27 protein-coding genes and 5 tRNA genes are annotated in these 26475 nt (G+C 55.6%); 15 read left to right on the forward strand and 17 right to left on the reverse strand.

The genetic code is table 11. The features are described 5' to 3' along the window. The first annotated feature begins 353 nt into the window (after nucleotides 1-353). Together IAE50_RS13715 and IAE50_RS13720 are read left to right on the forward strand one after the other, a co-directional pair. A complete protein-coding gene (locus IAE50_RS13715) occupies nucleotides 354-1211 on the forward strand; it encodes an SDR family oxidoreductase (protein ID WP_200580486.1) in 858 nt (285 codons plus the stop codon). A gap of 16 nt (nucleotides 1212-1227) precedes the next feature. Further along, the gene (locus tag IAE50_RS13720) at nucleotides 1228-2292 is read left to right on the forward strand and encodes a class I mannose-6-phosphate isomerase (RefSeq protein ID WP_200580487.1); all 1065 of its coding nucleotides are present in this window, start codon (nucleotides 1228-1230) and stop codon (nucleotides 2290-2292) included. A 59-nt stretch (nucleotides 2293-2351) separates the two neighbouring features. Here IAE50_RS13720 and IAE50_RS13725 read toward each other — a convergent pair. Further along, a tRNA-Asn gene (locus IAE50_RS13725) sits at nucleotides 2352-2427 on the reverse strand. A gap of 5 nt (nucleotides 2428-2432) precedes the next feature. Here IAE50_RS13725 and IAE50_RS26740 point away from each other — a divergent pair. The 3 genes from IAE50_RS26740 (at nucleotide 2433) to IAE50_RS13735 (ending at nucleotide 4234) form a co-directional block, all read left to right on the forward strand. After that, nucleotides 2433-2591 (forward strand): DUF5951 family protein, encoded by a 159-nt coding sequence (locus tag IAE50_RS26740; protein WP_219846320.1) that lies wholly within the window; start codon nucleotides 2433-2435, stop codon nucleotides 2589-2591. Beyond that, nucleotides 2591-4078, forward strand: a complete 1488-nt coding sequence (locus IAE50_RS13730; RefSeq protein ID WP_139965323.1) for an EmmdR/YeeO family multidrug/toxin efflux MATE transporter — start codon at nucleotides 2591-2593, stop codon at nucleotides 4076-4078. The genes IAE50_RS26740 and IAE50_RS13730 overlap by 1 nt, the downstream gene beginning before the upstream one ends. 80 nt (nucleotides 4079-4158) lie before the next feature. After that, nucleotides 4159-4234: transfer RNA gene (locus tag IAE50_RS13735), tRNA-Asn, on the forward strand. A gap of 211 nt (nucleotides 4235-4445) precedes the next feature. Here IAE50_RS13735 and IAE50_RS13740 read toward each other — a convergent pair. From IAE50_RS13740 to IAE50_RS13770, 7 genes are all read right to left on the reverse strand, one after another. Next, nucleotides 4446-5900, reverse strand: coding sequence for an AMP nucleosidase (locus IAE50_RS13740; protein WP_023479170.1), 1455 nt, complete (start codon nucleotides 5898-5900; stop codon nucleotides 4446-4448). 133 nt (nucleotides 5901-6033) lie between these two features. Beyond that, nucleotides 6034-7011 carry an MDR family oxidoreductase gene (locus tag IAE50_RS13745; protein WP_200580488.1) on the reverse strand — a complete coding sequence of 326 codons (978 nt, stop codon included), beginning with the start codon at nucleotides 7009-7011 and terminating at the stop codon, nucleotides 6034-6036. Continuing rightward, entirely contained in the window at nucleotides 7008-7709 is a 702-nt protein-coding gene (locus IAE50_RS13750) for a TetR/AcrR family transcriptional regulator (protein ID WP_200580489.1), read from the reverse strand. Before IAE50_RS13750 ends, IAE50_RS13745 begins: the two co-directional genes overlap by 4 nt. 104 nt (nucleotides 7710-7813) lie before the next feature. Beyond that, nucleotides 7814-8002: a YjfB family protein gene (locus IAE50_RS13755; protein ID WP_054803193.1), complete on the reverse strand. Its 189-nt coding sequence runs from the start codon at nucleotides 8000-8002 to the stop codon at nucleotides 7814-7816. 105 nt (nucleotides 8003-8107) lie between these two features. Continuing rightward, nucleotides 8108-8416: a YciI family protein gene (locus IAE50_RS13760; RefSeq protein WP_200580490.1), complete on the reverse strand. Its 309-nt coding sequence runs from the start codon at nucleotides 8414-8416 to the stop codon at nucleotides 8108-8110. Nucleotides 8417-8426: 10 nt separating this feature from the next. Beyond that, on the reverse strand, nucleotides 8427-9041 hold the full coding sequence (locus IAE50_RS13765; RefSeq protein ID WP_200580491.1) for an FMN-dependent NADH-azoreductase: 615 nt from the start codon (nucleotides 9039-9041) through the stop codon (nucleotides 8427-8429). A gap of 16 nt (nucleotides 9042-9057) precedes the next feature. Beyond that, nucleotides 9058-9822, reverse strand: a complete 765-nt coding sequence (locus tag IAE50_RS13770) for an alpha/beta fold hydrolase (RefSeq protein ID WP_200580492.1) — start codon at nucleotides 9820-9822, stop codon at nucleotides 9058-9060. A 118-nt stretch (nucleotides 9823-9940) separates the two neighbouring features. Here IAE50_RS13770 and IAE50_RS13775 point away from each other — a divergent pair, with 118 nt between their 5' ends. Continuing rightward, the gene (locus tag IAE50_RS13775; RefSeq protein WP_200580493.1) at nucleotides 9941-10933 is read left to right on the forward strand and encodes a GlxA family transcriptional regulator; all 993 of its coding nucleotides are present in this window, start codon (nucleotides 9941-9943) and stop codon (nucleotides 10931-10933) included. 45 nt (nucleotides 10934-10978) lie between these two features. Here the strand turns inward: IAE50_RS13775 and IAE50_RS13780 are convergent. Further along, nucleotides 10979-11054 (reverse strand) — tRNA-Asn (locus tag IAE50_RS13780). A gap of 341 nt (nucleotides 11055-11395) precedes the next feature. Between IAE50_RS13780 and nac the strand changes: the two genes are divergently transcribed. Next, nucleotides 11396-12313: a nitrogen assimilation transcriptional regulator NAC gene (nac, locus tag IAE50_RS13785; protein ID WP_054803190.1), complete on the forward strand. Its 918-nt coding sequence runs from the start codon at nucleotides 11396-11398 to the stop codon at nucleotides 12311-12313. A gap of 101 nt (nucleotides 12314-12414) precedes the next feature. After that, complete coding sequence (gene cbl / locus IAE50_RS13790; RefSeq protein ID WP_200580494.1) at nucleotides 12415-13365, forward strand: HTH-type transcriptional regulator Cbl; 951 nt, start codon at nucleotides 12415-12417, stop codon at nucleotides 13363-13365. Nucleotides 13366-13407: 42 nt separating this feature from the next. Here the strand turns inward: cbl and shiA are convergent, their stop codons facing one another. After that, a complete protein-coding gene (gene shiA, locus IAE50_RS13795) occupies nucleotides 13408-14724 on the reverse strand; it encodes a shikimate transporter (RefSeq protein ID WP_200580495.1) in 1317 nt (438 codons plus the stop codon). A gap of 243 nt (nucleotides 14725-14967) precedes the next feature. On the opposite strand from shiA, the gene IAE50_RS13800 reads away from it, so the two are divergent. The 3 genes from IAE50_RS13800 (at nucleotide 14968) to IAE50_RS13810 (ending at nucleotide 16366) form a co-directional block, all read left to right on the forward strand. Next, a complete protein-coding gene (locus IAE50_RS13800) occupies nucleotides 14968-15507 on the forward strand; it encodes a DUF2058 domain-containing protein (protein WP_042712065.1) in 540 nt (179 codons plus the stop codon). 108 nt (nucleotides 15508-15615) lie between these two features. After that, nucleotides 15616-16092: a cold-shock protein gene (locus tag IAE50_RS13805; protein WP_200580496.1), complete on the forward strand. Its 477-nt coding sequence runs from the start codon at nucleotides 15616-15618 to the stop codon at nucleotides 16090-16092. A gap of 28 nt (nucleotides 16093-16120) precedes the next feature. Beyond that, nucleotides 16121-16366, forward strand: coding sequence for a YmjA family protein (locus IAE50_RS13810; protein ID WP_094420860.1), 246 nt, complete (start codon nucleotides 16121-16123; stop codon nucleotides 16364-16366). 77 nt (nucleotides 16367-16443) lie between these two features. Here IAE50_RS13810 and IAE50_RS13815 read toward each other — a convergent pair whose 3' ends face one another. From IAE50_RS13815 to mtfA, 3 genes are all read right to left on the reverse strand, one after another. Then, the gene (locus IAE50_RS13815; RefSeq protein WP_200580497.1) at nucleotides 16444-18417 is read right to left on the reverse strand and encodes a PhoX family phosphatase; all 1974 of its coding nucleotides are present in this window, start codon (nucleotides 18415-18417) and stop codon (nucleotides 16444-16446) included. A gap of 171 nt (nucleotides 18418-18588) precedes the next feature. After that, a tRNA-Asn gene (locus IAE50_RS13820) sits at nucleotides 18589-18664 on the reverse strand. A 99-nt stretch (nucleotides 18665-18763) separates the two neighbouring features. Further along, nucleotides 18764-19561, reverse strand: a complete 798-nt coding sequence (gene mtfA / locus IAE50_RS13825; RefSeq protein ID WP_200580498.1) for a DgsA anti-repressor MtfA — start codon at nucleotides 19559-19561, stop codon at nucleotides 18764-18766. 93 nt (nucleotides 19562-19654) lie between these two features. Here mtfA and IAE50_RS13830 point away from each other — a divergent pair. Beyond that, nucleotides 19655-19744: transfer RNA gene (locus IAE50_RS13830), tRNA-Ser, on the forward strand. Between the two features lie 192 nt (nucleotides 19745-19936). Here IAE50_RS13830 and IAE50_RS13835 read toward each other — a convergent pair. Next, nucleotides 19937-20686 carry an SDR family NAD(P)-dependent oxidoreductase gene (locus IAE50_RS13835; RefSeq protein WP_200580499.1) on the reverse strand — a complete coding sequence of 250 codons (750 nt, stop codon included), beginning with the start codon at nucleotides 20684-20686 and terminating at the stop codon, nucleotides 19937-19939. A 97-nt stretch (nucleotides 20687-20783) separates the two neighbouring features. On the opposite strand from IAE50_RS13835, the gene IAE50_RS13840 reads away from it, so the two are divergent. Continuing rightward, complete coding sequence (locus tag IAE50_RS13840; protein ID WP_200133909.1) at nucleotides 20784-21143, forward strand: helix-turn-helix domain-containing protein; 360 nt, start codon at nucleotides 20784-20786, stop codon at nucleotides 21141-21143. A gap of 146 nt (nucleotides 21144-21289) precedes the next feature. Here IAE50_RS13840 and IAE50_RS13845 read toward each other — a convergent pair whose 3' ends face one another. Beyond that, nucleotides 21290-22360 carry a LacI family DNA-binding transcriptional regulator gene (locus IAE50_RS13845; protein WP_200580500.1) on the reverse strand — a complete coding sequence of 357 codons (1071 nt, stop codon included), beginning with the start codon at nucleotides 22358-22360 and terminating at the stop codon, nucleotides 21290-21292. A 203-nt stretch (nucleotides 22361-22563) separates the two neighbouring features. On the opposite strand from IAE50_RS13845, the gene IAE50_RS13850 reads away from it, so the two are divergent. Together IAE50_RS13850 and IAE50_RS13855 are read left to right on the forward strand one after the other, a co-directional pair. After that, nucleotides 22564-22809: a hypothetical protein gene (locus tag IAE50_RS13850; RefSeq protein WP_200580501.1), complete on the forward strand. Its 246-nt coding sequence runs from the start codon at nucleotides 22564-22566 to the stop codon at nucleotides 22807-22809. Further along, a complete protein-coding gene (locus IAE50_RS13855; protein WP_200580502.1) occupies nucleotides 22806-24071 on the forward strand; it encodes an MFS transporter in 1266 nt (421 codons plus the stop codon). The genes IAE50_RS13850 and IAE50_RS13855 overlap by 4 nt, the downstream gene beginning before the upstream one ends. Nucleotides 24072-24135: 64 nt before the next feature. Here IAE50_RS13855 and IAE50_RS13860 read toward each other — a convergent pair whose 3' ends face one another. Together IAE50_RS13860 and IAE50_RS13865 are read right to left on the reverse strand one after the other, a co-directional pair. Beyond that, entirely contained in the window at nucleotides 24136-25359 is a 1224-nt protein-coding gene (locus IAE50_RS13860) for an MFS transporter (protein ID WP_200580503.1), read from the reverse strand. 184 nt (nucleotides 25360-25543) lie between these two features. Beyond that, nucleotides 25544-26446, reverse strand: coding sequence for a LysR family transcriptional regulator (locus IAE50_RS13865; RefSeq protein ID WP_200580504.1), 903 nt, complete (start codon nucleotides 26444-26446; stop codon nucleotides 25544-25546). Nucleotides 26447-26475 lie beyond the last annotated feature (29 nt).

The following is a 26475-nucleotide window of genomic DNA, read 5'->3' on the forward strand; positions in this document are numbered from 1 at the left end:
GCCGCGCGTGTGCCGACAGGGCGGTTTTTATCGCGTGACAGAAAGATGTAAAGCGGTAAATGCTTTCCCATTTCATTGATTTAAATATCAATATAACGCCTTCTCGCTCTTCGCTTTTCATGCCAGTTAAAAAGCAGCGTATTACGCGATTAGTCGCCGGTAAGACGCCATATTCCTCCCCGCTTCGCTTGAAATGCTTACCACTCAAACTGTTACTCAGGGTTATCTCCCTTGCGATTTTGTGACGGCTGCTACACTTATTGGCGTTATCGGTAACGACATAACGTCATTTCCGCGCGGTGAAACGCTTCGTTTTTTGCAGGCGATTTCGCCCCCACACAAGGAGATAAGGTATGACAGACCGTCCACAAAATCCTCAACACGCGCAACAACAACAGTGGCCCGGCAGTTTTTTAAAGATGGAACCGAAACCCGATCACGGTGAAGCGGATTATCAAGGCTCGGGCCGCCTGAAAGGCAAAACCGCCATTATCACCGGCGGTGACTCTGGTATTGGCCGGGCGGTTGCCATCGCCTATGCCCGCGAGGGCGCAGACGTGGTGATCTCCTATCTCGATGAGCATGATGATGCGAAAGACACCGCACAGTGGGTTGAAAAGGCAGGGCAGAAAGCCGTCTTGATTGCGGGCGACATCACGAATGCTGAACATTGCCGCAATATTGTGGCGCAGACGGTGGAGCAATTCGGCAAGATCGACATCGTGGTGAATAACGCTGCCTACCAGATGACGCGCGAGTCGCTTGATGAGATAAGCGACGACGAATTCGACCGCACCATGAAAACCAATCTCTACGCCATGTTCTATATCTGCAAGGCGGCGGTACCGCATATGCCGGCCGGTGGGTCGATCATCAACACGGCCTCGGTAAATGCCGATCAGCCGAAGCCGAAACTGATTGCTTACTCGGCGACCAAAGCGGCGATTATCAACTTCTCCGGCAGCCTCGCTGCGCTGCTGGCTGAGAAGGGCATCCGTTCAAACGCCGTTGCGCCAGGCCCTATCTGGACGCCGCTTATCCCGGCGACCATGCCACCTGAGCAGGTTGAAAGCTTTGGTAGTGAAGTCCCGCTTGAGCGTATGGGGCAGCCTGCTGAACTCGCCTCATCCTACGTGATGTTAGCCAGCGATGAAGCGAGCTATATCTCTGGTGCGACCATTGCCGTCACTGGTGGCGTTGCAGTTATCTGACAGGCAAGGAGACGTGATGAAGGCTTATCCTCTGGCGCTCAGTGTGCCAGTTGCCACGCATATCTTCGGTGGGCAACGCATTAAGCAGCAGTTGGGCAAAGCGGATCTGCCCGATTCACGCATCGCGGAAACCTGGGAGATCAGCGACGTTGACGGCATGATCGCCTCGGTGGTTAACGGTGAATATGCAGGTTGCAGCCTGCGTGAACTGGTGGAGCGCTATCCCGATGAGATGGTGGCAGCCGGCTGGCGCGGCCCGTATTTTCCGCTGCTGAGCAAGTTCATCGACGGCAGCGGGATGCTGCCGGTGCATCTGCATGCCAACGATAAAGTCGCGCAGGCCCTTGAGCAGCAGCCCAATGGCAAAACCGAAGCCTGGTACATTCTGTGGGCGGCGGAAAACGCGACCTGTCTGCTCGGCGTGCGCGAGGGCGTTGATAATGCGCGGCTGAAAGCGGCGCTGCTGGCCGAGGATTACGATGCGGTGATGCACCGCGTGCCGGTGAAAACGGGTGATACCTTTTACGTGCCCGGCGGCATGCTGCACAGTTTCGGCCCCGATACGCTGATTTATGAAATCGAGCAGACCTCGGATATCCAGCAGCACGCCATGCCGTGGCGAATGGAGGATGGCTCGCGCCTGAGCCAGCAGGAGTGGGAGCGCAATATCGATGCGCTGTTACAGGAGCTGCGCCCGGAACTGCGCTGCCAGCCGCAGCCTGGGCTGGTGCTCGACGCGCCAGATCTGACGCGGCTCTTCTGCTGCGCCGGGCCCTATTTTGCGCTGGAGCGCTGGTCGTTCAGCCAGACGCAACGTTTTCATTTCAACAGCGCGCGTATTCTCACTAACCTTGGTGCGCCGTTAACCGTTGAGGCAAACGGCGTCAGCGTCCCGGTTGGCAGGGCGGCATCGCTGCTGCTGCCCGCGGCGCTGGATGAGGTCACTCTGCATGATGCGGGTGATGTGCTAATCGGTTATGTGCCGGATCTGATGGCTGATGTGCTGCAACCGCTGCGCGATGCAGGTTACCGCGAAGATCAGATTGCGGCGCTCGGCGATATAGATGGGCATCTGCGTTGACCTGACTGCGCAGAATGCAAAAAGCCCGCTCGGGTTTCCCTGAGCGGGCTTCTTAAATGTGGCTCCTCTGACTGGACTCGAACCAGTGACATACGGATTAACAGTCCGCCGTTCTACCGACTGAACTACAGAGGAATCGTGTGGAGGCTTATCTTAGCGGCGAAAAATCTTTTGTCAAACCCCATTTCAGGGGAGGGGAGTCAACTGCTGATTCCATCAGCGATTTGCATGTATTGACACCAATTTATGCTGAATTGCTTTGCAGGATCACCATTTCTCCCCCATCATTTGAAATGTAATTTCATCTTTTGCGGCAAGGACTATTTTGAACGTCGTCACCCCCCTTCGCCAGGCCGTCATGCGTACCCCCTGGTATAGAAAGCGTAAAAGCTATCGTGTGCTCTTCTGGCGGGAAATCACCCCGCTTGCGGTGCCGATCTTCCTCGAAAACACCTGTGTGCTGATGATGGGCGTGCTCAGCACCTTCCTCGTGAGCTGGCTGGGCAAAGAGGCGATGGCGGGCGTGGGCCTTGCCGACAGCTTTAACATGGTGGTAATGGCCTTTTTTGCCGCTATCGATCTCGGTACCACAGTGGTGGTGGCCTTCAGCCTTGGCAAACTCGACGCCGAGCGGGCGAGGTCAGCAACGCGGCAGTCGCTGATGATCATGACGCTGTTCGCCATCGTGCTGGCAGCGGTGATCCACTACTTCGGCCGTGAAATTATTGATGTTATTGCCGGAGCGGCAACCCAGCCGGTGAAAGATCTGGCGCTTACCTACCTTGAGTTAACGGTGCTGAGCTATCCGGCGGCGGCGATTGCGCTGATTGGCAGTGGCGCGCTGCGCGGCGCAGGTAACACCAAAATCCCGCTGCTGATTAACGGCGGCATGAATATTCTCAATATCATCATCAGTAGCGCGCTGATCTACGGTGCATTTGGCTGGCAGGGAATGGGATTTGCGGGTGCGGGGCTCGGGTTGACCATTTCGCGTTATATCGGCGCGGTGGCGATTATCTGGGTGCTGATGATTGGCTTTAACCCGTCGCTACGCATCCCGCTCAAAAGCTATTTCGAGAAGCTGAACTTCAATATTATCTGGGAAGTGATGGGCATCGGCATTCCCGCCAGTATCGAATCGGTACTGTTTAACGGCGGTAAACTGTTGACGCAGATGTTCGTCGCCGGCATGGGCACCAACGTGATTGCCGGGAACTTTATCGCTTTCTCTGTGGCGGCGCTGATTAACCTTCCCGGTAACGCGCTCGGCTCAGCCTCGACGATCATTACTGGTAAACGGCTTGGCAAAGGGCAGATAGCTCAGGCCGAACGCCAGCTGCGCCATGTCTTCTGGCTCTCGACGCTGTTACTGACAGCGATTGCCTGGGGAACCGCGCCTTTTGCTGGCTGGTTCGCCGCGTTTTACACCCATGAAGAGGATGTAAAAGAGGTCGTGAAGGTGCTTTTATGGCTTAACGCCGCATTTATGCCAATCTGGGCGGCCTCGTGGGTGTTGCCCGCGGGGCTGAAAGGCGCGCGCGATGCCCGTTTCGCGATGTGGGTGTCGATGCTCGGCATGTGGGGCTGTCGCGTCGTGGCGGGGTATACGCTCGGTATCGTGTTAGGTATGGGCGTGGTCGGCGTCTGGCTGGGAATGTTCCTTGACTGGGCGGTGCGCGGTGCGCTTTTCTACTGGCGAATGGTCAGCGGTCGCTGGCTGTGGAAGTATCCTAAGCCGCAGAAAACGCCGACGGAACGGGCCATTTCTGCGCAAAATGGAGAATAATTCGGCAAACGCGCCAAAATGTGAAATCAGGCTTTGACATGGCGTGGGGGCACCGCTAATATTCGCCCCGTTCACACGATTCCTCTGTAGTTCAGTCGGTAGAACGGCGGACTGTTAATCCGTATGTCACTGGTTCGAGTCCAGTCAGAGGAGCCAAATTTAAGAAGCCTGCTTACGAGCAGGCTTTTTGCTTTTTATATTTCGGTCATCTCGCCGTCTCAGTTTTTGCCCTTCACCAATCACAACCCGCTCAATCAGCTCACTGTCGATATTACCTTTTGTCGCGCTCCGCGCGGGCGAATGGCTTGTGTATTCTCACAAACGAGCTGTTCACCGCCAGCCGAAACTGGCGGTGAGAGAGGCAGGTTTATCGGAAAGGGGGTTCGTTAAAGGTGCGCAGCTTACGCGAATGGAGGCGATCGCCTTCGGCGCGCAGCAGGTCGATGGCGCGAATACCGATTTGCAGGTGCTCGGAAATCGCCCCTTCGTAGAAGCGGTTCGCCTGGCCGGGCAGCTTGATCTCACCGTGCAGCGGCTTGTCCGATACGCAGAGCAGCGTACCGTAAGGTACACGGAAGCGATAACCCTGCGCGGCAATGGTCGCGCTCTCCATATCAATCGCTACCGCGCGGCTCAGGTTGAAACGCAGGGCAGAGGCGGAGTAGCGTAGCTCCCAGTTGCGATCGTCGGTGGTAACCACCGTGCCGGTGCGCAGGCGCTGTTTCACCTCTTCGCCGGGCATCTCGCTCACCTCTTTGGTGGCGTCATACAGCGCGCGCTGCACTTCGGCGATGCTCGGAATCGGGATGTCCGGCGGCAGGACTGCATCAAGAACATGATCATCACGCAGGTAGGCGTGCGCCAGCACATAATCACCAATCTGCTGGCTCTCGCGTAGGCCGCCGCAGTGACCAATCATCAGCCAGACATCCGGGCGCAGCACCGCCAGGTGATCGCAGATGGTTTTCGCATTCGACGGGCCAACGCCAATATTGATCAGCGTAATACCCTGACCGTCTGCCGTGACTAAGTGCCAGGCGGGCATTTGGTGCTTCTTCCACGCCAGATCGGAAATGGCCTGTTCCGGTGCTTCGGTGTCGGCGGTGATCCAGTGGCCGCCCGCGCAGGAGAGGGCGATATAGGGGCTATCGGGATCGAGGATCTGGCTGCAACCCCAGCGCACAAACTCATCCACATAGCGGGTGTAGTTGGTAAACAGCACAAACGGCTGGAAATGTTCGACCTGCGTACCGGTGTAGTGGCGCAGGCGTGCCAGCGAGAAGTCGACGCGGCGGGCGTCGAAGTGCGACAGCGGGTAGAGTTCGGTCGGATGGAACAGGCCATCTGCCGTCTCATCGCCAATCTGCGCCAGCTCAGTGGTCGGGAAAAAGCGCGTCAGGCCGGCGCTCATTGAGCGATCCAGCGTCAGCTCTGAACCGTCTATCACATACGGATAAGGGATCTCGTGGGCCGACAGGCCAACCTCGATCTGCGCACCATAATCCTGGCACAGCAGCGTGAGCTGCTCGATAAGATAGGCGCGAAACAGCGACGGGCGGGTAATGGTGGTGGAGTAGCGGCCCGCATGGGTAAAGCGTGCATAAGCGCGGGTTTTCGACGGTTTGCTTGCACTGCCGTTCCAGCTCACTGATAACTGCGGGTAGACGAACAGCCCTTTTTCACGCGCTTCAACGTCAGGAAGCTCACCTTTCTCAATATAGACACCAATCGCCTCGCGAAGGGCATTGACGGAGCGGTCATACAGCGCTTCCAGCTGATCCAGCGCCTGTTCCGGGGTCAGATTTGCACCCTCGTTGGTCATTTTTATCTCCTTATCTGCGTTACGGCTCTACCGATAATATGTCACGACTTTGTGAAACGAAAGTTGCTGGCCAGTGATTCGGAAGAAACGGGGGGAGAAAAGATCCGGCGCGCCAGCGCACGCCGGAAGCGGGTTACGCGTGGATGTTGACCAGCGTACGGCCATGAATATTGTTGTTTAGGAATTCGGCTGCGGTGGCAGGGACCTGTTCGAGCGCGATCTCTGTTGCGGCCTGCTGGTAATAGCTCTCTGGCAGCGTGCTTGCCAGCTTCTCCCAGACGGCGCTGCGCTGTTCAGTTGGCACCATCACCGAGTCAACCCCTTGCAGACGCACATTGCGCAGAATAAACGGCATTACGCTGGTCGGCAGATCGAAACCGCCCGCCAGACCGCAGGCCGCCACGCAGCCGCCATAGGTGGTCTGCGCCAGCACTTTTGCCAGCACCTTGCTGCCAACCGTATCGACCGCGCCTGCCCAGAGCTGCTTCTCCAGCGGGCGCGTCTCGTCAAACTCACTTCTTGGCAGGATCTCATCGGCACCCAGCTGGCGCAGAAACGCATGGGTTGATTCGCGACCCGTCACCGCCGCAACGCGGTAGCCCAGCGCTTTCAGCAAGACAACTGCCGTGCTGCCGACGCCACCGCTGGCACCAGTAACCAGCACTGTGCCATCCTGCGGTTTTACGCCCGCCTCTTGCAGCGCGTTAACGCAGAGCATGGCGGTAAAACCGGCGGTGCCGATGATCATCGCATTGCGCGCGCTCAGGCTCTGCGGCAGCGGTACCAGCCAGTCGCCCTTCACGCAGGCCTGGGTTGCCAGGCCGCCCCAGTGGTTTTCCCCCACGCCCCAGCCGGTGAGGATCACTGCCTGGCCTGGCGTGTAGCGCGCATCGCGGCTTTCACTGACGCGACCGGCGAAATCGATGCCCGGCACCATCGGGAACTGACGCACGATTTTGCCTTTGCCGGTGATCGCCAGCGCATCTTTGTAGTTGAGGCAGGACCAGTCGATATCGACTTTTACCTCGCCCTCGGCAAGATCCGGCAGGGCGATCTCTTGCACCGCGGCGAGGGTCTGTTTCTCATGTTGTTCCAGAACTAATGCTTTCATAACTGCGTTTTCCTCGTCATGAGGGGTGGATTTCGGCGTAATGCCGGCTCTGCAGGTGTTATTTGAATATGTTGGCGGAAGAATGCCCAGAAGTGGTCGAGCGGCTCTGCGCTGCGAAAGAGTTTGGCGCGCATCACCGCACCCTCCCAGCCGGACCAGAAGAGGCTGGCCAGCGCCCCGGGCGATGCCTGTTGCGGCAGTTCGCCGCAGGCTTGCGCCTCGCGCAGGCACGCTGCCACGCGGCACTCCCAGTCGTGCAGAATGGTTTTTAGCTGCTCCGGAAAGGCATCGGGTAACAGCGGCGTCTCCTGCAACAGGTTGCCGACCAGGCATCCGCGGCGGAAATCATACTTCGCCATTCCTTCACCGCCGTGATGGACAAAGGCGTCCAGCCGTTGAAGAGGCGTATGTGACGTATTAAGCAGAAACGTGTCGAGTTTGTGGGCGAAGAAGGCCCCGTAGGCCTCAAGCACCGCCATACCAAACGCCTCTTTGCTCTTAAAGCAGTGGTAAAACGATCCCTTAGGTACGGCGATATTTTTGATTACCGCATCGATCCCGGCGGCGAGATAGCCGGTTTCTGTCAGCACCTCCAGACCCGAGCGGATCAGCGCCTGGCGGGTGTCGGTAAAGTCGCGTGCCTTTTGCGGCGGGCGGCCACGACGCGGCTTTTGCGTCAATGTATTATCGCCATCCATAATTTAGACCGATTGGTTTTAATTAGCTTAAGCCTACGCCGGACGGGGAGAAGAGGCAAGGGATGAGGGGAGAGAAAAATGCCCGCACAAGGCGGGCAAATCCGTCAGGCAGTCGTATTAATGGTACGACCGATAGCCGGATTAGAAGGCAACTGCGGGATCTGTTTGATCAGATCCGTTGCAATAGTTTGTTGCGTATCCAGCGCCTTTTTCAGCACCAGGGTGTTCACCTGGTTATCGAGCTGATAAGAATCAAGGCTGCTGGCTAATGATGCGATCTGAATTGGATCCATGTCGATCATCCTTTTGTTGTCGAGCAACATCGCTCAGCACGGCGAAATAAACGCCGCACTGAGTTATCGGCAAAGTGGCGCAAAACTTTACCCTAAGCCTGCTCGCTATACAGCTTTCGCTGCGGCTGCCCACTGTGCAGGAAAATCCACTGAGCGCAGCCCCGGCTCAACTGCGACCCGATCTACCGAGACGAGGGCATTGATAATAAAGGGATCGCGCTGGAGATAAGCCTCAATCTGTTTCTCATCCTGCGCCTGCATAAGGATAAAGCCGCCGGAGTTGTCGCTTAGCGGGCCGGCGACAATCACCATCCCTTGCTGAAATCCTTCCACCAGCCATGTTTTATGCCCTTCGCGCCACGGCTCCAGCCGCTCAGGCGAGGTTATCCAGCGTAATGTCACTGCGTATAACATCTGCGGCTCCTTAAGGGTTAATGACATCGGCCACTGAGGCGATAGCGCGCTGAATTTCACGCTCTTTCACTGCATCTCCTTTCGAGATCCCCTCCGCGCGCACAAACGCGACGTTGGTAATGCCGAGGAAACCAAAAAAGGCGTTGAGGTAGCGCTCCTGGAAATCCATCTCCGCCAGTGGCGTATCGTGGTAAAAGCCGCCGCGCGAAGAGGCGATAATCACCCGCTTATCACCGGCAAGCCCGACCGGGCCCTGCGCGGTGTAGCTGAAGGTTTTGCCCGGCTGGGCAAGGCGATCCAGCCACGCTTTCAGCTGGCTCGGAATGGAGAAGTTGTACATCGGCGCACCGATAACAATCAGATCGCTTGCCAGAAACTCCGCGACCAGCGCTTCGGAGAGACGGTGCTCAACGGCGACATCGGCCGAGAGATCGCTCTCTGCCACCGGCCGGAAGCCGGCGGCGATGGGCGCGGTGAGATGGCTTATCTCGTCGTCAACAACATCACGATAAACCACCTCGTCATAGCGCCCGCTTTGCATCAGCCGGTCGACAATCTCCCGGGAGAGCAGGCGCGAGACGGAGTGCGCGTGATTAAAGCTCGAATCAATGTGCAGGATGTTCATACCAATAGCCTCTGGTTCAGGGAAGAGAGCGGGCAGCCCGATCGATAAACTCAGCCACGCGATCGGCATGAGAGATCATCGACAGATGGCTGGAGTAGAGTGAAACGCGCGTCGCGCCGATCGCTTTTGCCAGTGCGTTTTGCACGGTTGGGTTGAGGGCGGCGTCATTTTCGGTCACCAGATACCACGACGGTTTATCGTGCCAGGCAGCATGGGTGAGGGTGTCGGTAAAGGCGCGTGCGGCAATCGGCTGCTGTGCGGCGGCAAGCAGCTGCGCCCGCTGGCGGGAGAGGTCGTTTGCCATCACCTTATGAAACAGTGCCGGGTCGTCGAGCCAGATCAGCCCCTGTTCGTCGGCAGATAAACCCGTCATCGGCGCGTGTAAACGCGTCAGCAAGTCCGCGACAGACTCGTGGCTGTCCGGCACTAGTGCCGAGAGGTAGACCAGCCCTTTGACACGCGGATCGTTACCCGCTTCGCTAATCACCGCGCCCGCCCACGAGTGGCCGACCAGCAAAACATCACCAGGCTGGCGGGCAATAACTGCGCGCGTGGCGTTAACATCATCCTTCAGCGAGGTAAGAGGGTTTTGCACCGCCGTCACGTGATAGCCCATCGCCTGTAGCCGCGCCATCACTGCCGACCAACTGGAGCCGTCCGTAAACGCGCCGTGTACCAGAACAATATCAGGCATGATCTGTTCCTTTGCCTGGGCGGAAAAAACGGTCATCACTAGCAGGAGAAAAACCCGCATGGTTAACAGCATGAAGTTGCGCCACATTGCCAGCCCTTAATCAGTGGAGGAGAAGTTGGGAAGAGTGTGAAAGAATCTGCGGCGGGCGAGTAGTGTCTTATTTGACATCTATAATGCAAAATCGGACAGAGTGATGAGGTGAGGTATGCGCGTTGCGCTTCTGGCATTACCCGGCAGTATGCGTTCAGCACTGGCGGGGTTAACGGATATGTTCTGGCTGGCAAATCAGGTTATCGGGCAAAATCAGCACGCCACCGCGCCTTTTGAAACGCAGATCGTAACGGCCACAGGCAAAGCCGTACCGGATGCGCAGGGGCGAATGATTGAGAGCGATGGTGGGTTTGACGAGCGCCCGGATCTGATTATCGCCAGCGGCATGAAGCTGAATGAGGATAAGCACCCCATTGACGCAGAAGCGGTTGCGCAGGCCGCGCAGTGGGTTAAAGGCTGCTATGCCAAGGGAAGCGTGGTGGCGGGGGCCTGTGCGGGCGGCTTTGTGCTAGGCGAGGCGGGATTGTTAAGCGACAGGATCTGCACCACCACCTGGTGGCTGTTTCATTCGTTTCGCGAACGCTACCCGCGGGCAAAACCGGTGTGGGGAAAAGCGCTGGCCGAGGATCGCAATGTCATCACCACCGGCGGGCCGCTGTCGTGGGTGGATTTAACGCTGCATATTGTCGCTAACCACGCCGGAAAAGAGATCGCCCGCCTGATGGCGGATATGGCGGTTGCCGACAGCCAGCCACTCTCCCAGCAGCTCTATGCGCCTAAAGGCTTTCTCAACTCCGTCGACCCGCTATTAACCAAAGCCGAAAATCTGGTGCGCTACCAGAACCCGGCGATAACCGTTGAGCAACTTGCCGCCGCGCTTAATATGACGCCGCGCACGCTGCACCGGAAAATGCGCGATCTGCTGCAGGAGAGCCCGAAAAGTTTCATCACTCGTGTGCGCATTGAGAGCGCGATAACGCTGCTTGAAGTGCCCGGCAACAGCGTCAGCCAGGTGGCCTTTGCTTGCGGATATCAGGATGAGACGGTTTTCAGACGGGCGTTCAGCGCGGTGACCGGTATGTCACCGGCGCGCTATAAAGCGTGGAGCCGAAGCCGACAGAACCTGCCGATGGAGCAGGGCGGCTGATGCAGAAAAGCAAAAAGCCCGCTTAAAAGCGGGCTTTTCTAAATCTGGCTCCTCTGACTGGACTCGAACCAGTGACATACGGATTAACAGTCCGCCGTTCTACCGACTGAACTACAGAGGAATCGTGTGAACGGGGCGCATATTATCGATGACCATCGGCCTTGTCAAAGGGTGGATTGCAATGAGATGACCGTTTGCTGACAAATTGGGCAATCTGTTCATCCCGCGCCCATTTGCGCCGCTTTTGGCGCTGTTTTGCACCGCGCTGGTGCAAATTACCCCTTATGGGGCATAAGCAAACCGCTGTTTCATCCTCTATTTATCCCGTAGCGATTAGAAAGGCTTATTATCCAGCCGCTTAACTCTCCTTTTATTCATCTCAGGAAATGTGGCAAGCATATTGCAACTCTCCCAACATCATCACTCTTAGCGTTGGCATGGGTAATCCTTACAGGAGGCAAAATGAACTTAAGACGCCTGAAGTACTTCGTAAAAATCGTCGATATTGGCAGCCTGACACAGGCCGCTGAAGTGTTACATATTGCGCAGCCTGCGCTGAGCCAGCAGGTCGCAACGCTGGAAGGCGAGATGGATCAACAGTTGCTGATCCGCACCAAGCGCGGCGTCACGCCGACAGAAGCGGGCAAGATCCTCTATACCCATGCGCGCACCATTCTGCGCCAGTGTGAACAAGCGCAGCTGGCGGTGCACAACGTCGGCCAGACACTGCGCGGCCAGGTATCGATTGGCCTCGCGCCCGGCACGGCGGCATCTTCGGTGACCATGCCGCTACTGCAAGCAGTGCGCGCCGAGTTGCCGGAAGTGACCGTTTATCTGCATGAAAACAGCGGCACGGTGCTGAACGACAAATTGTTAAACGGCCAGCTCGATATGGCAGTGCTCTACGAGCGCGCGCCGGGTGCCGGGATTAATAGCCTGCCGCTGCTGAAAGAGGATCTCTACCTCGTCGGCACGCGGGATTGCCCGGGGCAGAGCGTCGATCTGGCGGCGGTTGCTGAACTCAATCTCTTCCTGCCGCGCGATTACAGCGCCGTGCGTTTACGGGTGGATGAAGCCTTCTCCCTGCGCCGCCTGACGGCGAAGATCATCGGTGAGATTGAGTCGATTGCCACTCTGACGGCGGCGATCGCCAGTGGAATGGGCGTGACGGTGCTGCCGGAATCCGCCGCGCGTTCGCTCTGTAGCGCCACAAACGGCTGGATGGCGCGCATTACCACGCCATCAATGAGCCTGCCGTTGTCGCTGAATGTCTCTGCACGCGGCAGCATGTCACCACAGGCGCAAGCGGTGAAAGACATTCTGCTGTCGCTGGTCAGCCGTCCGACGATGGAGAACCGCGAGCTGCAACTGGCAAGCTAGTCTTTATTCCTTAAAAGTATAAGTTGCTGGTTTTTATTATTTGTTCTGCCTGGCCGCAGACTTTAACAATAACGTCATGATTGATGGGCCAGGAGCGAAGGGTGAACTTCCAGCAACTTAAAATTATCCGTGAGGCGGCGCGGCGGGATTACAACCTGACGGAAGTCGCCAATATGCTGTATACGTCGCAGTCCGGCGTGAGTCGACATATCCGCGAGCTTGAAGAGGAGCTGGGGATTGAGATCTTCATTCGCCGCGGCAAGCGATTACTGGGCATGACCGAGCCGGGCAAAGCGCTGCTGGTGATTGCCGAGCGCATTCTTAACGAGGCGAGCAACGTCCGCAGGCTCGCTGACCTCTTCACTAATGACACCTCCGGTGTTTTAACCATCGCAACCACCCATACGCAGGCGCGTTACAGCCTGCCGTCGGTAATCAAATCCTTCCGCGCGCTCTTTCCTGAGGTTCGCCTTGAGCTCATCCAGGGGACGCCGCAGGAGATTGAAACCCTGCTGCATAACGGCGGCGCAGATATCGGTATCGCCAGCGAGCGCTTAAGCAATGACAGCGCGCTGGTCGCTTTCCCGTGGTTCCGCTGGCATCACAGTCTGCTGGTGCCTCAGGATCATCCGCTGGCGCAGGCCTCACCGCTGACGCTGGAGGAGATCTGCCGCTGGCCGCTTATTACCTATCGTCAGGGCATCACCGGGCGCTCGCGCATTGATGAAGCTTTTTCCCGCAAAGGGTTAATTCCCGACGTGGTGCTGAGCGCGCAGGACTCCGATGTGATCAAAACCTATGTCGAGCTGGGTCTCGGCGTCGGGCTGGTGGCTGAGCAGTCCAGCGGTGAGCATGAAACGGGGAAACTGGTGCGCCTCGATACCCGGCATCTTTTCGATGCCAATACCGTCTGGCTGGGCTTAAAGCGCGGTCAGTTGCAGCGCAACTATGTCTGGCGCTTTATTGAACTCTGTAATGCCGGGTTGTCGGTCGATGAGATCAAACGCCAGGTGATGGAGCCGGATGAAGCGGCGATTGATTACCAGATTTAACGCCAAAAAAAAGCCTGCGCAGACGCAGGCTTTTTTATCGGCTTAGTGCACCTGCGGCCTGATAAATATCGCCGTCACTGCCGAAAGTAAGCAACCCGCCATCAGGTAGATCGCCACGCTGTGCCACTCACCGCCGGAGAAGGTTAAAAGCGCGGCGGCGATAAACGGTGTAAAGCCACCGCCGACCACGCTTGCGACCTGATACCCGACACCCGCGCCGCTGTAGCGGTAACCTGCGCCAAACATCTCGGTGAACATCGGCTGTTGGACGCAGACCACCATATCGTGGGCGATATTCGCCAGCAAAATGGAGAAGATAACTACGCCAAGAATAGAGCGTGCTTCGAGCGCCATAAAGAAGGGGAAGGCGCTCATAGCCCCGAGCAGGGCACCGGTAATATAGATACGCCGACGCCCGAAGCGATCTGCCATCCAGGCGAAGAGCGGGATAGTAAAGCAGCTGACGCCGCCCACCAGCAGCCCGATATTGAGAAATAGCTCGCGCGGCATGCCCAGGTTTTGCGTGGAGTAGTTAAGCGCAAAGGCGGTGACGATATACATGGTCAGCAGTTCGCACAGCCGCAGGGCGATAATCTTAAGAAACGCGCCCGGATGGCGAACCAGCGCTTCAAACACCGGCGGGCGGGTTTTCGCCTCAATAGGTTTTTCTGCCTGCGCGCGTTCAAACTCGACCGACTCTTCCATGCCATTACGCACCCACAGCGCGCCAAGCACCAGCACAATGCTGAACAGGAACGGCAGACGCCAGCCCCAGCTCAGGAACTGCTCATCGGTGGTCAGCGTGCTGATCAGCGAAACCAGCCCGGTAGAGAGCAGCAGGCCGACGCCATAGCCCACCTGAATGCCGCTACTATAAAAGGCTTTCTTACCGGCCGGAGCGCTCTCCACCGCCAGCAGCGCCGCGCCGCCCCATTCACCGCCAACGGCGAAGCCCTGAATGGCGCGCAGAGTCACCAGCAATACCGGCGCCCACCAGCCAATGGTGGCGAAAGAGGGGAGTATGCCAATGCAGGCGGTGGCAATGCCCATCATCCAGACGGTCATCATCAACATCCGCTTACGTCCTAAGCGGTCGCCGAAATGGCCGAAGACGATGCCGCCGAGTGGGCGGAACAGAAAGCCGACGCCAAAGGTAGCAAAAGCGGCAAGCGTGCCCATTGCCGGGTCGATCTGCGGGAAAAATTCGCTGTTAAACACCAGCGCGGCGGTGATGCCGTAGAGTAAAAAATCGAACCAGTCGACCACGGCGCCCGCAAAGCTGCCCCATGCAGCACGGCGTGCGCGGTGGGAGGATGGGGTCTGCTCATCGGGTCGGGGGGGAATGAGTGTGGAGTCCATAGCTGTCCTGTCTGTTCCTTACATCTTGCAATTTTTTATTATTAAAACCAGGGAAAGGATTACTCACATCGTATGCGGCAAAATTAAGGCCGCCCTTGAGACTACAGCGACAGCCCGCGCGAGAAAACCCTTTTACACAGATGTCGTACCTGACAGCGTTAAGCGGTCTGATCCTGCGCCTGGTATATCCTTAACAATTCCCGCTATAATCCGGGAAATTTGTTAACGGATTCAGAAGCGAAAATGGCAAAACTTACCTTACAAGAGCAGCTCCTGCAGGCAGGGCTGGTCAACAGCAAAAAGATGGCCAAAGTGCAGCGCACGGCGAAGAAGTCCCGCGTGCAGGCGCGTGAGGCGAGAGAAGCGGTAGAAGAGAATAAAAAGGCGCAGCTTGAGCGTGATAAGCAGCTTAACGAGCAGCAGAAGCAGGCGACGCTCGCCAAAGAGTATAAAGCGCAGGTGAAGCAGCTGATTGAGATGAACCGCATCACCATCAACAGAGGCGATATCAACTTCAACTTCACCGATAACAACCTGATCAAAAAAATCGTCGTCGATAAGGTGACGCAGGCGCAGCTGATTAGCGGCCGTCTGGCGATTGCCCGTCTGATGACGGAAAACCGCAGCGAGCCGGAGTACGCAATTATTCCCGCAAGCGTGGCTGATAAAATTGCCCAGCGCGATGCCGACAGCATTGTGCTCAACAGTGCACTGAGCCAGGAAGCGCAGGATGAAGACGATCCGTATGCCGACTTCAAAGTGCCTGACGATCTGATGTGGTAAGGCGCGCAGAAGAATATCGGGCCAAAAGCGTGGTCTGCGCGGGCAATGTGCTTTACACTGCGCGCGGCAAAAATAGCACAGAACAACGAGTCAACAGGCGGTAAGGCGATGAACGGAAAAATCACAACCTGGTTTAAAGAGAAAGGTTTTGGATTTATCAAAGATGAGAACGGTGAGAACCGCTATTTCCATGTGATCAAAGTCGCCAACCCAGAGCTGATTAAAAAAGATGCGGCGGTGACGTTTGAACCCACCACCAACAGTAAAGGCCTCTCGGCCTATGCGGTAAAAGTGGTGCCGGACAGCAAGTATATTTTTATCGCTGGCGAGCGCCTGAAGCTCACCTCGATCAAATCTTATGTTGTCTTCAACGAAGAAGTGCCTGCTGATACCCGTATCGATAAAGAGAGCCCGGTGCTCTCGGTCGGGGTGCTGATGAGCAGCATCCGGCCAAAATCTGATATCAAGCCAGGGGAGATGCGTACGCTGAAAAAGCTGGCGATCACCACCTTCCAGGGCTCAACGCTTATCTTTACGGAAGATGAGATCGATATCGACGCGACGGTGAAACTGCTTAAAGTTTGACGTTATCTGCTGCTTTTAAGGATCCCTTATGAACCACGATATTCCGCTGAAGTTTTATGACATCGCCGATGAGTATTCGACGGAGTCCGCGACGCCGGTGAGCGAGTCCGAGCGTGACGCGGTGGCGCACTACTTCCAGCTGTTGCTGACCCGCTTGTCCAACAATGAAGAGATCAGCGAAGAGGCGCAGCAAGAGATGGCCCGCGAAGCCGGCCTCAAAGAGAGCCGCATTGATGAGATCGCTAACTTCCTCAATGCGTGGGGCAACGAGTAACGCGGCATAATCCGCGATTTTCGCTGCTCATAAACGCAAAAAGCCCGCACATCATGCGGGCTTTTTCTTTAACGGTATCAGGTACCAATAATGCCGCCGTCGGATTTGGTGATCACCACCGTAGAGGAGCGCGGTCGTCCATCGGCTTTGAAATCCGGCCAGTTAGAGATGGCGTGCGGATTATTGGGATCGGTGATGTCATCACCGCCTTCACCGGGATGCTGGATATTGATAAACAGCGTGCGGTTGTCCGGTGTAAAGGCAATACCGGTAATTTCACACCCGCGCGGCCCGGTCAGGAAGCGACGATAATCATTGCTCCCCGGAATGGTTGCCACCATCTGGTTATTGCCCATCCCTTCATAGGCTTTTTTATTGATGGTGCTGGAGGAGACATCGGTCTGGATCCAGAGTACGCCACGATGATCGAAGGAGAGCCCGTCCGGGCTGCCGAACTCCGCGCCTTTCATTGAGCCTTTCACTTTCGGGTCGTCACTGTCCGTGCGCCCGGCGAGCACCAGGATATCCCACTTAAATTTGGCTGACGCCGGATCGGCGTTCTCTTCGCGCCAGTGCATGATATGGCCGAACTGGTTATTGGCGCGCGGGTTGGCCGCATCCACCGGCGCTTTGCCCTCTTTGCCGCGATCGGAGTTGTTGGTTAGCGTGCAGTAGACGCTGCCTTTCGCGTGGGTATCGACCGCGATCCACTCCGGGCGATCCATTTTGGTTGCGCCTACCTTATCGGCAGCAAGGCGGGTCTTGATCAGCAGATCGCCCTGGTTGTCGAAGCCGTTGCTTTGATCAAGCCCGTTTTCGCCGAAGATCAGCGGCAGCCAGTCGCCGGAGCCATCTTCATTAAATTTGGCGACGTAGAGCGTGCCTGACTCCAGAAGATTCATATTCGCCTTGCGATCGCTCGGGTCATATTTGTTCTCAGAGATGAATTTATAGATGTATTCAAACTTCTGGTCGTCGCCCATATAGACCACCACGCGGTTATCCGCCGCCAGCGTCACGGCGGCACCTTCATGCTTGAAGCGGCCTAAAGCGGTATGTTTGCGCGGCGTCGAGGTCGGATCGTAAGGGTCGATCTCCACAACCCAGCCGAAGCGGTTTGGCTCGTTGGGGGTTTTGTCGACGCTAAAGCGCTCATCCACTTCGTTCCAGCGGTAGGACTCATCGCTGTCGCTGATGCCGTAGCGCTTCTCCAGCGCGTTGAGCGGTGCTTTTTTGACAAAAATATCTGACCAGTTCTCTTCGCAGGTGAGATAGGTGCCCCAAGGGGTACGGCCATTGGCGCAGTTTTGCATGGTGCCCAGCACCTGTTCACCCTGCGGATCGGCAGCGGTTTTCATCAGCGGCTGGTGACGTGCCGGGCCGCTCAGCTGCATCGGCGTATTGACGGTAATACGGCGGGCAAAGCTTGAGGGGCGAACGACTTGCCAGCCCGCATCCGCTTTTTTCACCTCAATAACCGACACGCCCATCGCGTTTTGCCCTTTACGCGCCTTATCGAGATCCCAGTTGGCGGTCCCGTCTTTGAACAGCATGCCGTTATCAATGTACTCATGGTTGAGCGCCAGCAGACCGTGCGCCGGGTTCTCTTCGCCCTGCGGCAGGCTAAACCACGCCATACCGTCATGGTGCATACCGGCCTGCGCCGCCTGCTCATCGGTGGTGTTGCTGGCGTCGAATTTAAACTCCGGCAGATTGCCTTTTAAGCCCACGGCATCGCCCCAGCGATAGAAGGGGCGGGCGATGTAGCCTTCCGGTACCGTGACATTATCGGCGGTCGAGACGGGAAGGCTGGTGAAGCCGAGCGACATCGCTTTCGCTAAGGCGGACGGTTTCGGCATCGCCGCGAAGGCGTTTTCTGGCATCAGTAAAGAGGGGAATGAGACCGCCGCGCCGGCGACCATCCCCATTTGCAGAAAGCGGCGGCGTGACATAAACGCGCTGACCACCTCTGAAAACGCGGCGTTGTGGCTTGGGTTACTGATCTCATCACTGTGCTCTTGCTTGAACACCGATTTAAGGGGTCTGCTCATATCGTTTTCCTGTGATTTCCATAGGCTTGCGTCGCAATGGAGAGCAGTCTAAAAAACTTTTGTTACAAATTTATAACGTTAGAGGCACAGCGGCTTAATAAGTCGTGTTTGGCTGGGGGAGGGTAAAGAATAAAAAGCAAAAAGCCCGCTAAAAAGCGGGCTTCTTAAATTTGGCTCCTCTGACTGGACTCGAACCAGTGACATACGGATTAACAGTCCGCCGTTCTACCGACTGAACTACAGAGGAATCGTGTGAACGGGGCGAATACTACTGACCCCGTACTTTAGTGTCAACACTAAATTTAACATGCTGATTCAATTGGCTAATTAACATCCAGGACTGTAATTAATGCACCGGATTCGTCTCTTCACCGTAGCTGCCTGGCTGATCGCGCAGGCGGCTTAAGGGATCCTGCTGATAGAAGTGGCAGAAGCGCTGCCACAGGGCAGGGAAACGCGGGGCAAACAGCTCTGGCGCGCTAAAGAAATACTCCGACAGCACCGCGAAACACTCGGCGGGGTCGGTGGCGGCATAGGCATCAATGCTGGCGGCGCTTTCGCCGACAAGATCGATCTCATCCTGAATATTCTCCATGGCGGCACGCAGATCGTGCTCCCAGCCCGCCACATCGCGCAGCGGGATCAGCGGAATGCCGCTGGCGCGATCGCCGTTGCGCATATCAAGCTTGTGCGCTACTTCATGAATAATCAGGTTGTAACCGGAGGCGTCAAAGGAGTCCTGAATGTCGAGCCAGTTAAGCACGATAGGGCCCTGCTGCCAGCTCTGCCCGGAGTGGACCATACGCTGATTATGTACGAGGCCGAAATCGTCCTCCCACTCATCATCAACGATAAAAGGGGCAGGGTAGATCAGCACTTCGTGAAAGCCATCCAGCCATTCGAGGCCCAGCTCCAGCACCGGCAGGCAAAACAGCAGGCTGATGCGCGCGCTTTTCAGCGCGTCCAAATCGAATCCCTGCAGCGCCACCAGGCGCTTTTGCTGCAAAAAACGGTCGGCCAGCTGAACCATTCTGTTTTGGTCGTCGGGCGATAAATTCGCTAATACGGGGACTTTTAACGCATCTTGCCAGGGAAGATCTGCTTCATCGGCAGTCTCCCGGATTTTCCAGGGCCACTTAATCATCGTTTTGCTCGCAAACTCGCCACTTGAACCAAATCAACGGGACTGGGTCTGTTAAAATGCCAAATTTCCTGGCATGATGGCAACTATCTGAACGGAGAGATGCCGGAGCGGCTGAACGGACCGGTCTCGAAAACCGGAGTAGGGGCAACTCTACCGGGGGTTCAAATCCCCCTCTCTCCGCCATTATTCAAGCACTTACCCGCATAGCTTTCAACGATCCAGATCCCAATGAGAAAATCCTTTAACAAAAATGCGAATCTAAAAGTTCACGTTTTTTGGTTCAGCCTCGGGGTCACTTTCACCTCTCAGTCGTAAACTCATACCAGCGATTTATGCTTACAGGCACCCCGGCGCTTATCGGAGCGCCTGAATTGTTCACACCTGAGCCATGCCGCCATCGACGAAGACTTCGCTGCCCGTCATGAAGCTGCTCTCATCGCTTGCCAGGAACAAGGCAACGGCGGCCGTCTCTTCCGGGCGGCCGATGCGGCCAAGCGGCGTTTGTGCTGCCAGGCCCGCGAGCAACGCTTCCGACTGTCCACTGGCCCCGAACAGGTCGAGCAACCCTGGGGTTTCCGTACCGCCGGGTGAGAGCACATTGATGCGAATACCGGTTCCCTTCAGATCGAGGGCCCAGCTTCTGGCGAAGTTTCTGATTGCCGCCTTCGTCGCGCTGTAGATGCTGAAAGCGGGCGTTCCCATTGAACCTGTGGTTGACCCGGTCAGGATGATCGAGCCGCCAGCGCCCATGAGCGGAAGCGCCTTCTGAACCGTAAACAGCGTCCCCTTCACGTTGACGCCGAACATGTGGTCAAAGTCCGCTTCGCTGATCTCGCCCAGCGGAGCGAACGTTCCTAAGCCAGCGTTTGCGAACAGGATATCGAGCTGACCTGCTTCGCTCTTGATCTGCGCGTAGAGATGGTCGAGATCCGCCAGGCTGGAGACATCACAACGGATTCCCGTCGCGCCATGACCAATTTTGGCTATTGCCTTATCGATCTCGGCCTGGCGACGTCCTGCGATATAGACGCGTGCGCCTTCTGCGGCGAAGCGTATAGCGCTTGCAAGGCCGATCCCCGTGCTTCCACCTGTAATCAATGCTGTCTTGCCTGTGAGTCTGGACATAAGCGTCTCCTTAAGTGATTTGCCGACAGCTGCACTTTAGACGGGAAATTACTTTTGGTATAGTATGCACCTTTTGGTAAGTACCAGAGGAAACCCGATGACACCCTCATTTACATGTGGTCTGGACGCAGCGCTGGCTGTAATCGGCGGTAAGTGGAAGCCTTTGATCCTGTTCCATCTGGCGTATGACACCCGTCGCTATGGTGAGCTGAAACGCGCGGTTGCTGGCGTCAGTGACAAAATGCTTATTCAGCAGTTGAAGGAGTTGCAGGCCGACGGCGTGGTTCAGCGCATCGACTACCAGACTATTCCGCCCAAAGTCGAATACTCGCTTACCGAATTCGGCGTCAGCCTCGCCAATAGTCTCGCCCCACTGTGCGCATGGGGAAGTGCGCACATGAGCCAGATTGAGAAGATTGCGCTCGCCCGGCAGGGCGCGTTGACATCGACAGAGTGATAGCCGTTGTGGCAGGTGAAACCAGTCGTAGTGGTTTGCCTGTGCTCAAGGCCTTAAACGCTATTAAAAGCACTCATTGTCCGCTCTGTGCAGGAGCGGACATTGATTCATAAGATGGGGCGCTCCACGCACAGAATCTGTAGCTCTTACAGCTTTTTCACCAGTGTTTTTAATTGTGTAATGAGCTGCGCGTTGTCTTCCCCGGAGTGACCGGCTACAGGCCAGGTTGACTGACGAATAACCAGTCGTGTAGGCAGCAGCTCACGGATCCTGATTTGCGGGTCGGCCATGAATTGGATAAGCAACTCCACGGCCCGCTTACCGAGTTTGTTGAAATCCTGTGCCACGGTGGTCAGCGGCGGCTGGAAGTAAAGGCTATCTGCCGTATCGTCATAACCCGTGACGGAGACTGCCTGGCTCCCGCTGCGATTGAGCTGCGCCAGGGCGCTCAACACGCCGAGTGCCATCTGATCGTTCGCCACAACGATCGCACTTATCTTCGGGTACTGATGTAACAGTTTGAAAGCGTTGTGCCAGCCGCTGGCCGCACTCCAGTCGCCAAAAACCGTCACCGCATTACTTACCCCAAGTCGATGCAACGTCTCACGCCAACTGCTCAAGCGCATGCGTGCCGAAACCGAACTTTCAGGTCCGGCAAGCAGACCGAAATCCCGGTGCCCCAGTTCCCAGAGATGCCGGATGCAAGCGCTACAACCATCAAGATGGTCAAAGCGCACGCAGCAGACATCGGTCTCCGGCGAAATATCCAAAAACAGACAGCAAATATCCGGATTCTCACTCACCAGCTTTTCGGCAACACTGCCTTCCAGCGGCAGATTAATAATTGCACCACGGATATTCTGTGCGCGAAACTCATTTAGCCGTGCCTGAAGTGAGGCGTAATCCACGATCGCGGGCATCGCAATAGCGACCTCCAGCTCGCGTGCGCTGGCGTGACTTTTTATTGCCGCGGCGATTTGTGAGGGTGCATGCAGGGTCAACGACGCGGTAATCAAACCAATCGACGGCGCAGACTTTCCCGCCAACAATTGCGCCGAACGGTTCGGAACATAGAGCAACGCCTGCATCGCGCTGATCACCTTGTCGCGGGTGCGCTCAGACACAACCCCGGGTTTATTCAGTACACGCGAAACCGTCTGCTGCGACACTCCGGCCTTGCGAGCCACATCTTCTAACGTTGCCATACGGCGTTGCATAAGTCACTCCTTTACACATCCGTAACAATGTCGTCCGCTAACATTTTATGTCTTAAAGACGACAAAATAACATCATTTCCGTGATATTTCGTGATCGCGTATGAGTTTCACTTTCGCCAGTGTTGTGGCTTTAAACAAAATATCTGATAACTCACCCATCTTGTCTGGCGAACGACATTCTCATTTATCAGGCGAATATACCTATGCTTTATCACGATCCCCGGACGTCTCCGGGCCACCTGTTTTATGACGTGCTGGAGCGCGAGGAGTGGCAAAACCCGACAGGCTGCTACTCACTGGCGTTCAGCGTGGAGGAAAACTGGCGGGCTGGTGGCCAGGCGCAGATTATCTTCGATGGCGATAACTCTCTGGCCGGGGCGAAAGCGCGAAACCAACATAAAAGCGGCTTTAATAATGACGCGTATCACAGGATGGAATATAGACAATGAAACTCTCTGAACTCGCGCCAAGAGAACGGCATAACTTCATCTACTTTATGCTGTTCTTTTTCTTCTACTACTTCATTATGTCGGCCTACTTTCCCTTTTTCCCGGTCTGGCTGGCGGAAGTTAATCATTTAACCAAAACAGAAACGGGGATCGTTTTCTCCTCGATCTCGCTGTTCGCGATTATATTTCAGCCGGTATTTGGCCTGATATCGGACAAACTGGGGTTACGCAAACACCTGCTGTGGACCATTACGATCTTGCTGATCTTGTTTGCGCCGTTCTTTATTTTTGTGCTGTCGCCGTTATTGCAGTTGAATATTTTCGCCGGTGCGCTAGCGGGCGGTATTTATCTGGGGGTTGTCTTCTCCAGCGGTTCCGGGGCGGTAGAGGCCTATATTGAACGCGTCAGCCGTGCGAACCGTTTTGAATACGGAAAAGTGCGCGTTTCCGGCTGTATTGGCTGGGCACTGTGCGCGTCCATCACCGGTATTTTGTTTGGCATCGATCCCAATATCACCTTCTGGATTGCCTCAGGTTTTGCACTGGTGCTGGCAGTATTGCTGTGGATGTCACGTCCGGAAGGGAGCAATAGTGAGCTGGTCATCGACGCGCTGGGAGCCAACCGTCAGGCCTTCTCGATGCGTACCGCCGCGGAACTATTACGCATGCCACGCTTCTGGGGATTCATTGTTTATGTAGTTGGCGTCGCCAGCGTATATGACGTATTTGATCAACAGTTTGCCAACTTCTTTAAAGGCTTTTTCTCCAGTCCGCAGCGCGGAACAGAAGTATTCGGCTTCGTCACCACCGGAGGGGAATTACTTAACGCGTTGATTATGTTCTTTGCCCCTGCCATCGTGAACCGGATTGGCGCGAAAAACGCTCTGATCACTGCCGGCATTATTATGTCAGCGCGTATTCTGGGGTCTTCTTTTGCCTCTTCAGCTATCGAAGTGGTGATCTTAAAAATGCTGCATATGTTTGAACTCCCGTTCTTGCTGGTGGGCACCTTCAAATACATATCATCTGCCTTTAACCCGAAACTATCAGCAACGCTGTTCCTGATTGGTTTTAACTTATCGAAGCAGCTTTCAGGTGTTGTACTCTCCGTATGGGTCGGAAGGATGTATGACACCGTCGGCTTCCACCAGGCTTATCTCATTCTGGGCAGCATTACGCTGAGCTTTACCATCGCCTCCCTCTTTACCCTGAAAGGGAGTAAAACGCTGCTGCAGGCTACCGAATATAAAAGTGCAGCCTGATAATAAAAGCCCGCTCTACTAAGCGGGCTTTATCTTTATTTTCCATCCTGCGTATAGCCGCGTCTTATTTTTTTCTGCCCGCTCTGTTTAACCAGAGCAAGATTCCCACTCCTGCCAGACTAAACAGAGAAAGGCTGTAAAGCGCAGTAAATGAACCAAAGATCTGCGCTAACCCGCTGGCTATCCCGGTAGATATCGCGGCGGTCAGAACCTGGCCGCGCCATGCAATGGCACTGGCTTTGGCAACCTGATCTTCTGCGAAGTTTTTAAGCACTCCGAACGTTCCAAGAGCAAATACAATATTCGAGGCCATGTGTGCACCGAATATCAAAGCAAGCCCTGTGTAGGGAAAGCCGGCAGAGAGCGGTAATAAAAAGTAGCTTCCGATATATCCACCCAGGCATAACAGCAACAGCCTGTTATTAGCGGAATAGTGCGGTAATTTACCGACATCAAGCATTAGCGGGCCGCAAAGTTGCCCGAGGCTGCGCGCAAAAAGAAGCGGTAATGCAAGCCCAGCGGAATCTCCAGGCCTTATTTCCTGCGCAAGGGCAGGTAAAAGCGCCATTGCTGGAGAACCCACGGCTGCAAGAGCAGGTAATAGCATCACGCTTCTTTTTTGCAATGGGGATAAACATCGCCAGAATGGCCTGGGTGTGACATCGACAGATTTTTCAGATTGCAGTTTTCTTACCTGAATAACTGAGGCTGACATCAGAAGTAAGATCGTGGAAGCGACAAAACTTAGGGCATCAATAGCGAGGAGATGTAAAGGAGAGATCAGGTCGAATAATAAAACGCCCAATCCGGTACCGAGTAATACCTGTGAGGCAAAAATTATCGTTTCCATTGCTGTTGCTGCAGGTAATTCGTCATGGCGTAATCCGCGTTTAAACAACAGAGTCAGCGCCGGATAACTCATGCCGCTGAACAGCGATTCCGAACACTGAACCGCAAGCAAAGCCGGAACGTTATGATGCAGCAAGCCATACAACGGAAAAACGAGTGCAATCAGGCCGAGCAGCTCGGTAAAAATCAGGACCCGGAGGGGTGAAATTCTCTTACACAGAGTTTCGCCCCAGATACTCCCTAAAAAGCTCGGCAGCATTGACAGCATGTAAACGATGGTCAGAGTCGCGGGAGAGGCCTGCCAGTGTAAAAGTTGTCCAAAAACAATTACCTGAGTAAGCCCGTTGCCCAATGATGAAAGGATATAGGCAAAACCAAGGAAGCGTAGCCAATCGTGACTACGCAGTGCGCGAATCAGCGCAAACAGCAATGTATTCATCGGAAGATTCTCATCTTTAATAACAGAATTCCACAAAGCCACCAGGCAATGCGGAAAGTAAAAACTGTTAAAAGACAGAATCTCTACATCGGAAATTTACTCTCATGACACGGATGCAGCACTGTATCACATAAAAAGTAGGGGGCGCTTTTGAAACTACTTAGTTGATATGGGACGAAATACGTTAACGTTCCCGACACACCTCTAAAATTTTCTCCCGAAGCCAGCGGTGCCCGGGATCCTTTTCCATTCTTGGATGCCACATCTGCGACACCACAATGTTGCGGGTTTTGAATGGCAATTCAAAGAGATGTAAATTGTCTGTCATTCGTTGATTGCGCAAGTACAGCGCGGGAACCATGGCGATAAGGTCAGAGGCCAGGGCGACGGATAACGCGGTCGGAAAGCCTGGAACCACGCTCACCACTTTGCGCGTGACGCCTAACGCCGCCAGGGCATCATCGACAAAACCATGTAGCACCCCGTCGGGTGACGCCACCACATGTCCCCAGGCAATATAATCTTCAACGCTTATTTCCGGCCGTGACGCCAGCGGATGCTCCTTGCGCACCGCTCCAATAAACCGATCCTGAAAGAGTCTCTGCACCCGAATTTCTGGCCCCATATTGCCCTGGACACCAATCTCCAGGTCAACCAAACCCTCCCGAAGATAACGAGACGTTTTTTCAGGTTTCGGCGCAAAGCGTATGCAAATCCCCGGGGCCGCTTCGGCCACGGCGGCAATGAGCAGCGGGCCAAATGCCACCACAAAACCATCATTGGCCCTGATGGTGAACAGCCGTTCGAGGTTTTCCACCTTGAGCGTCCCGGATGAGGGCTGAAGTACCGCTCTCGCCTCATGGACCGCGCTTCTGGCACGATCCCGGGTTGCTTCAGCCCAGGGGGTGAGCACCATGTTACGTCCTGCTCGCACCAGAATGGGATCCCCCGTCACCTCACGTAGCCTGCTGAGCGTGCGGCTCATCGCTGAGGTGCTCAGGTTTAAGCGTCGAGCCGCCCTTGCAACGCTGGCTTCTGCCAGCAAAACGTCGAGCGCGACCAGCAAGTTAAAATCAGGATCGGACATAGTGGTTCCTGGTGAGAATTCAGATAGGG

The sequence above is a fragment of the Kosakonia sp. S42 genome (genome assembly GCF_016624785.1).
Taxonomy (GTDB): Bacteria; Pseudomonadota; Gammaproteobacteria; order Enterobacterales; family Enterobacteriaceae; genus Kosakonia; species Kosakonia cowanii.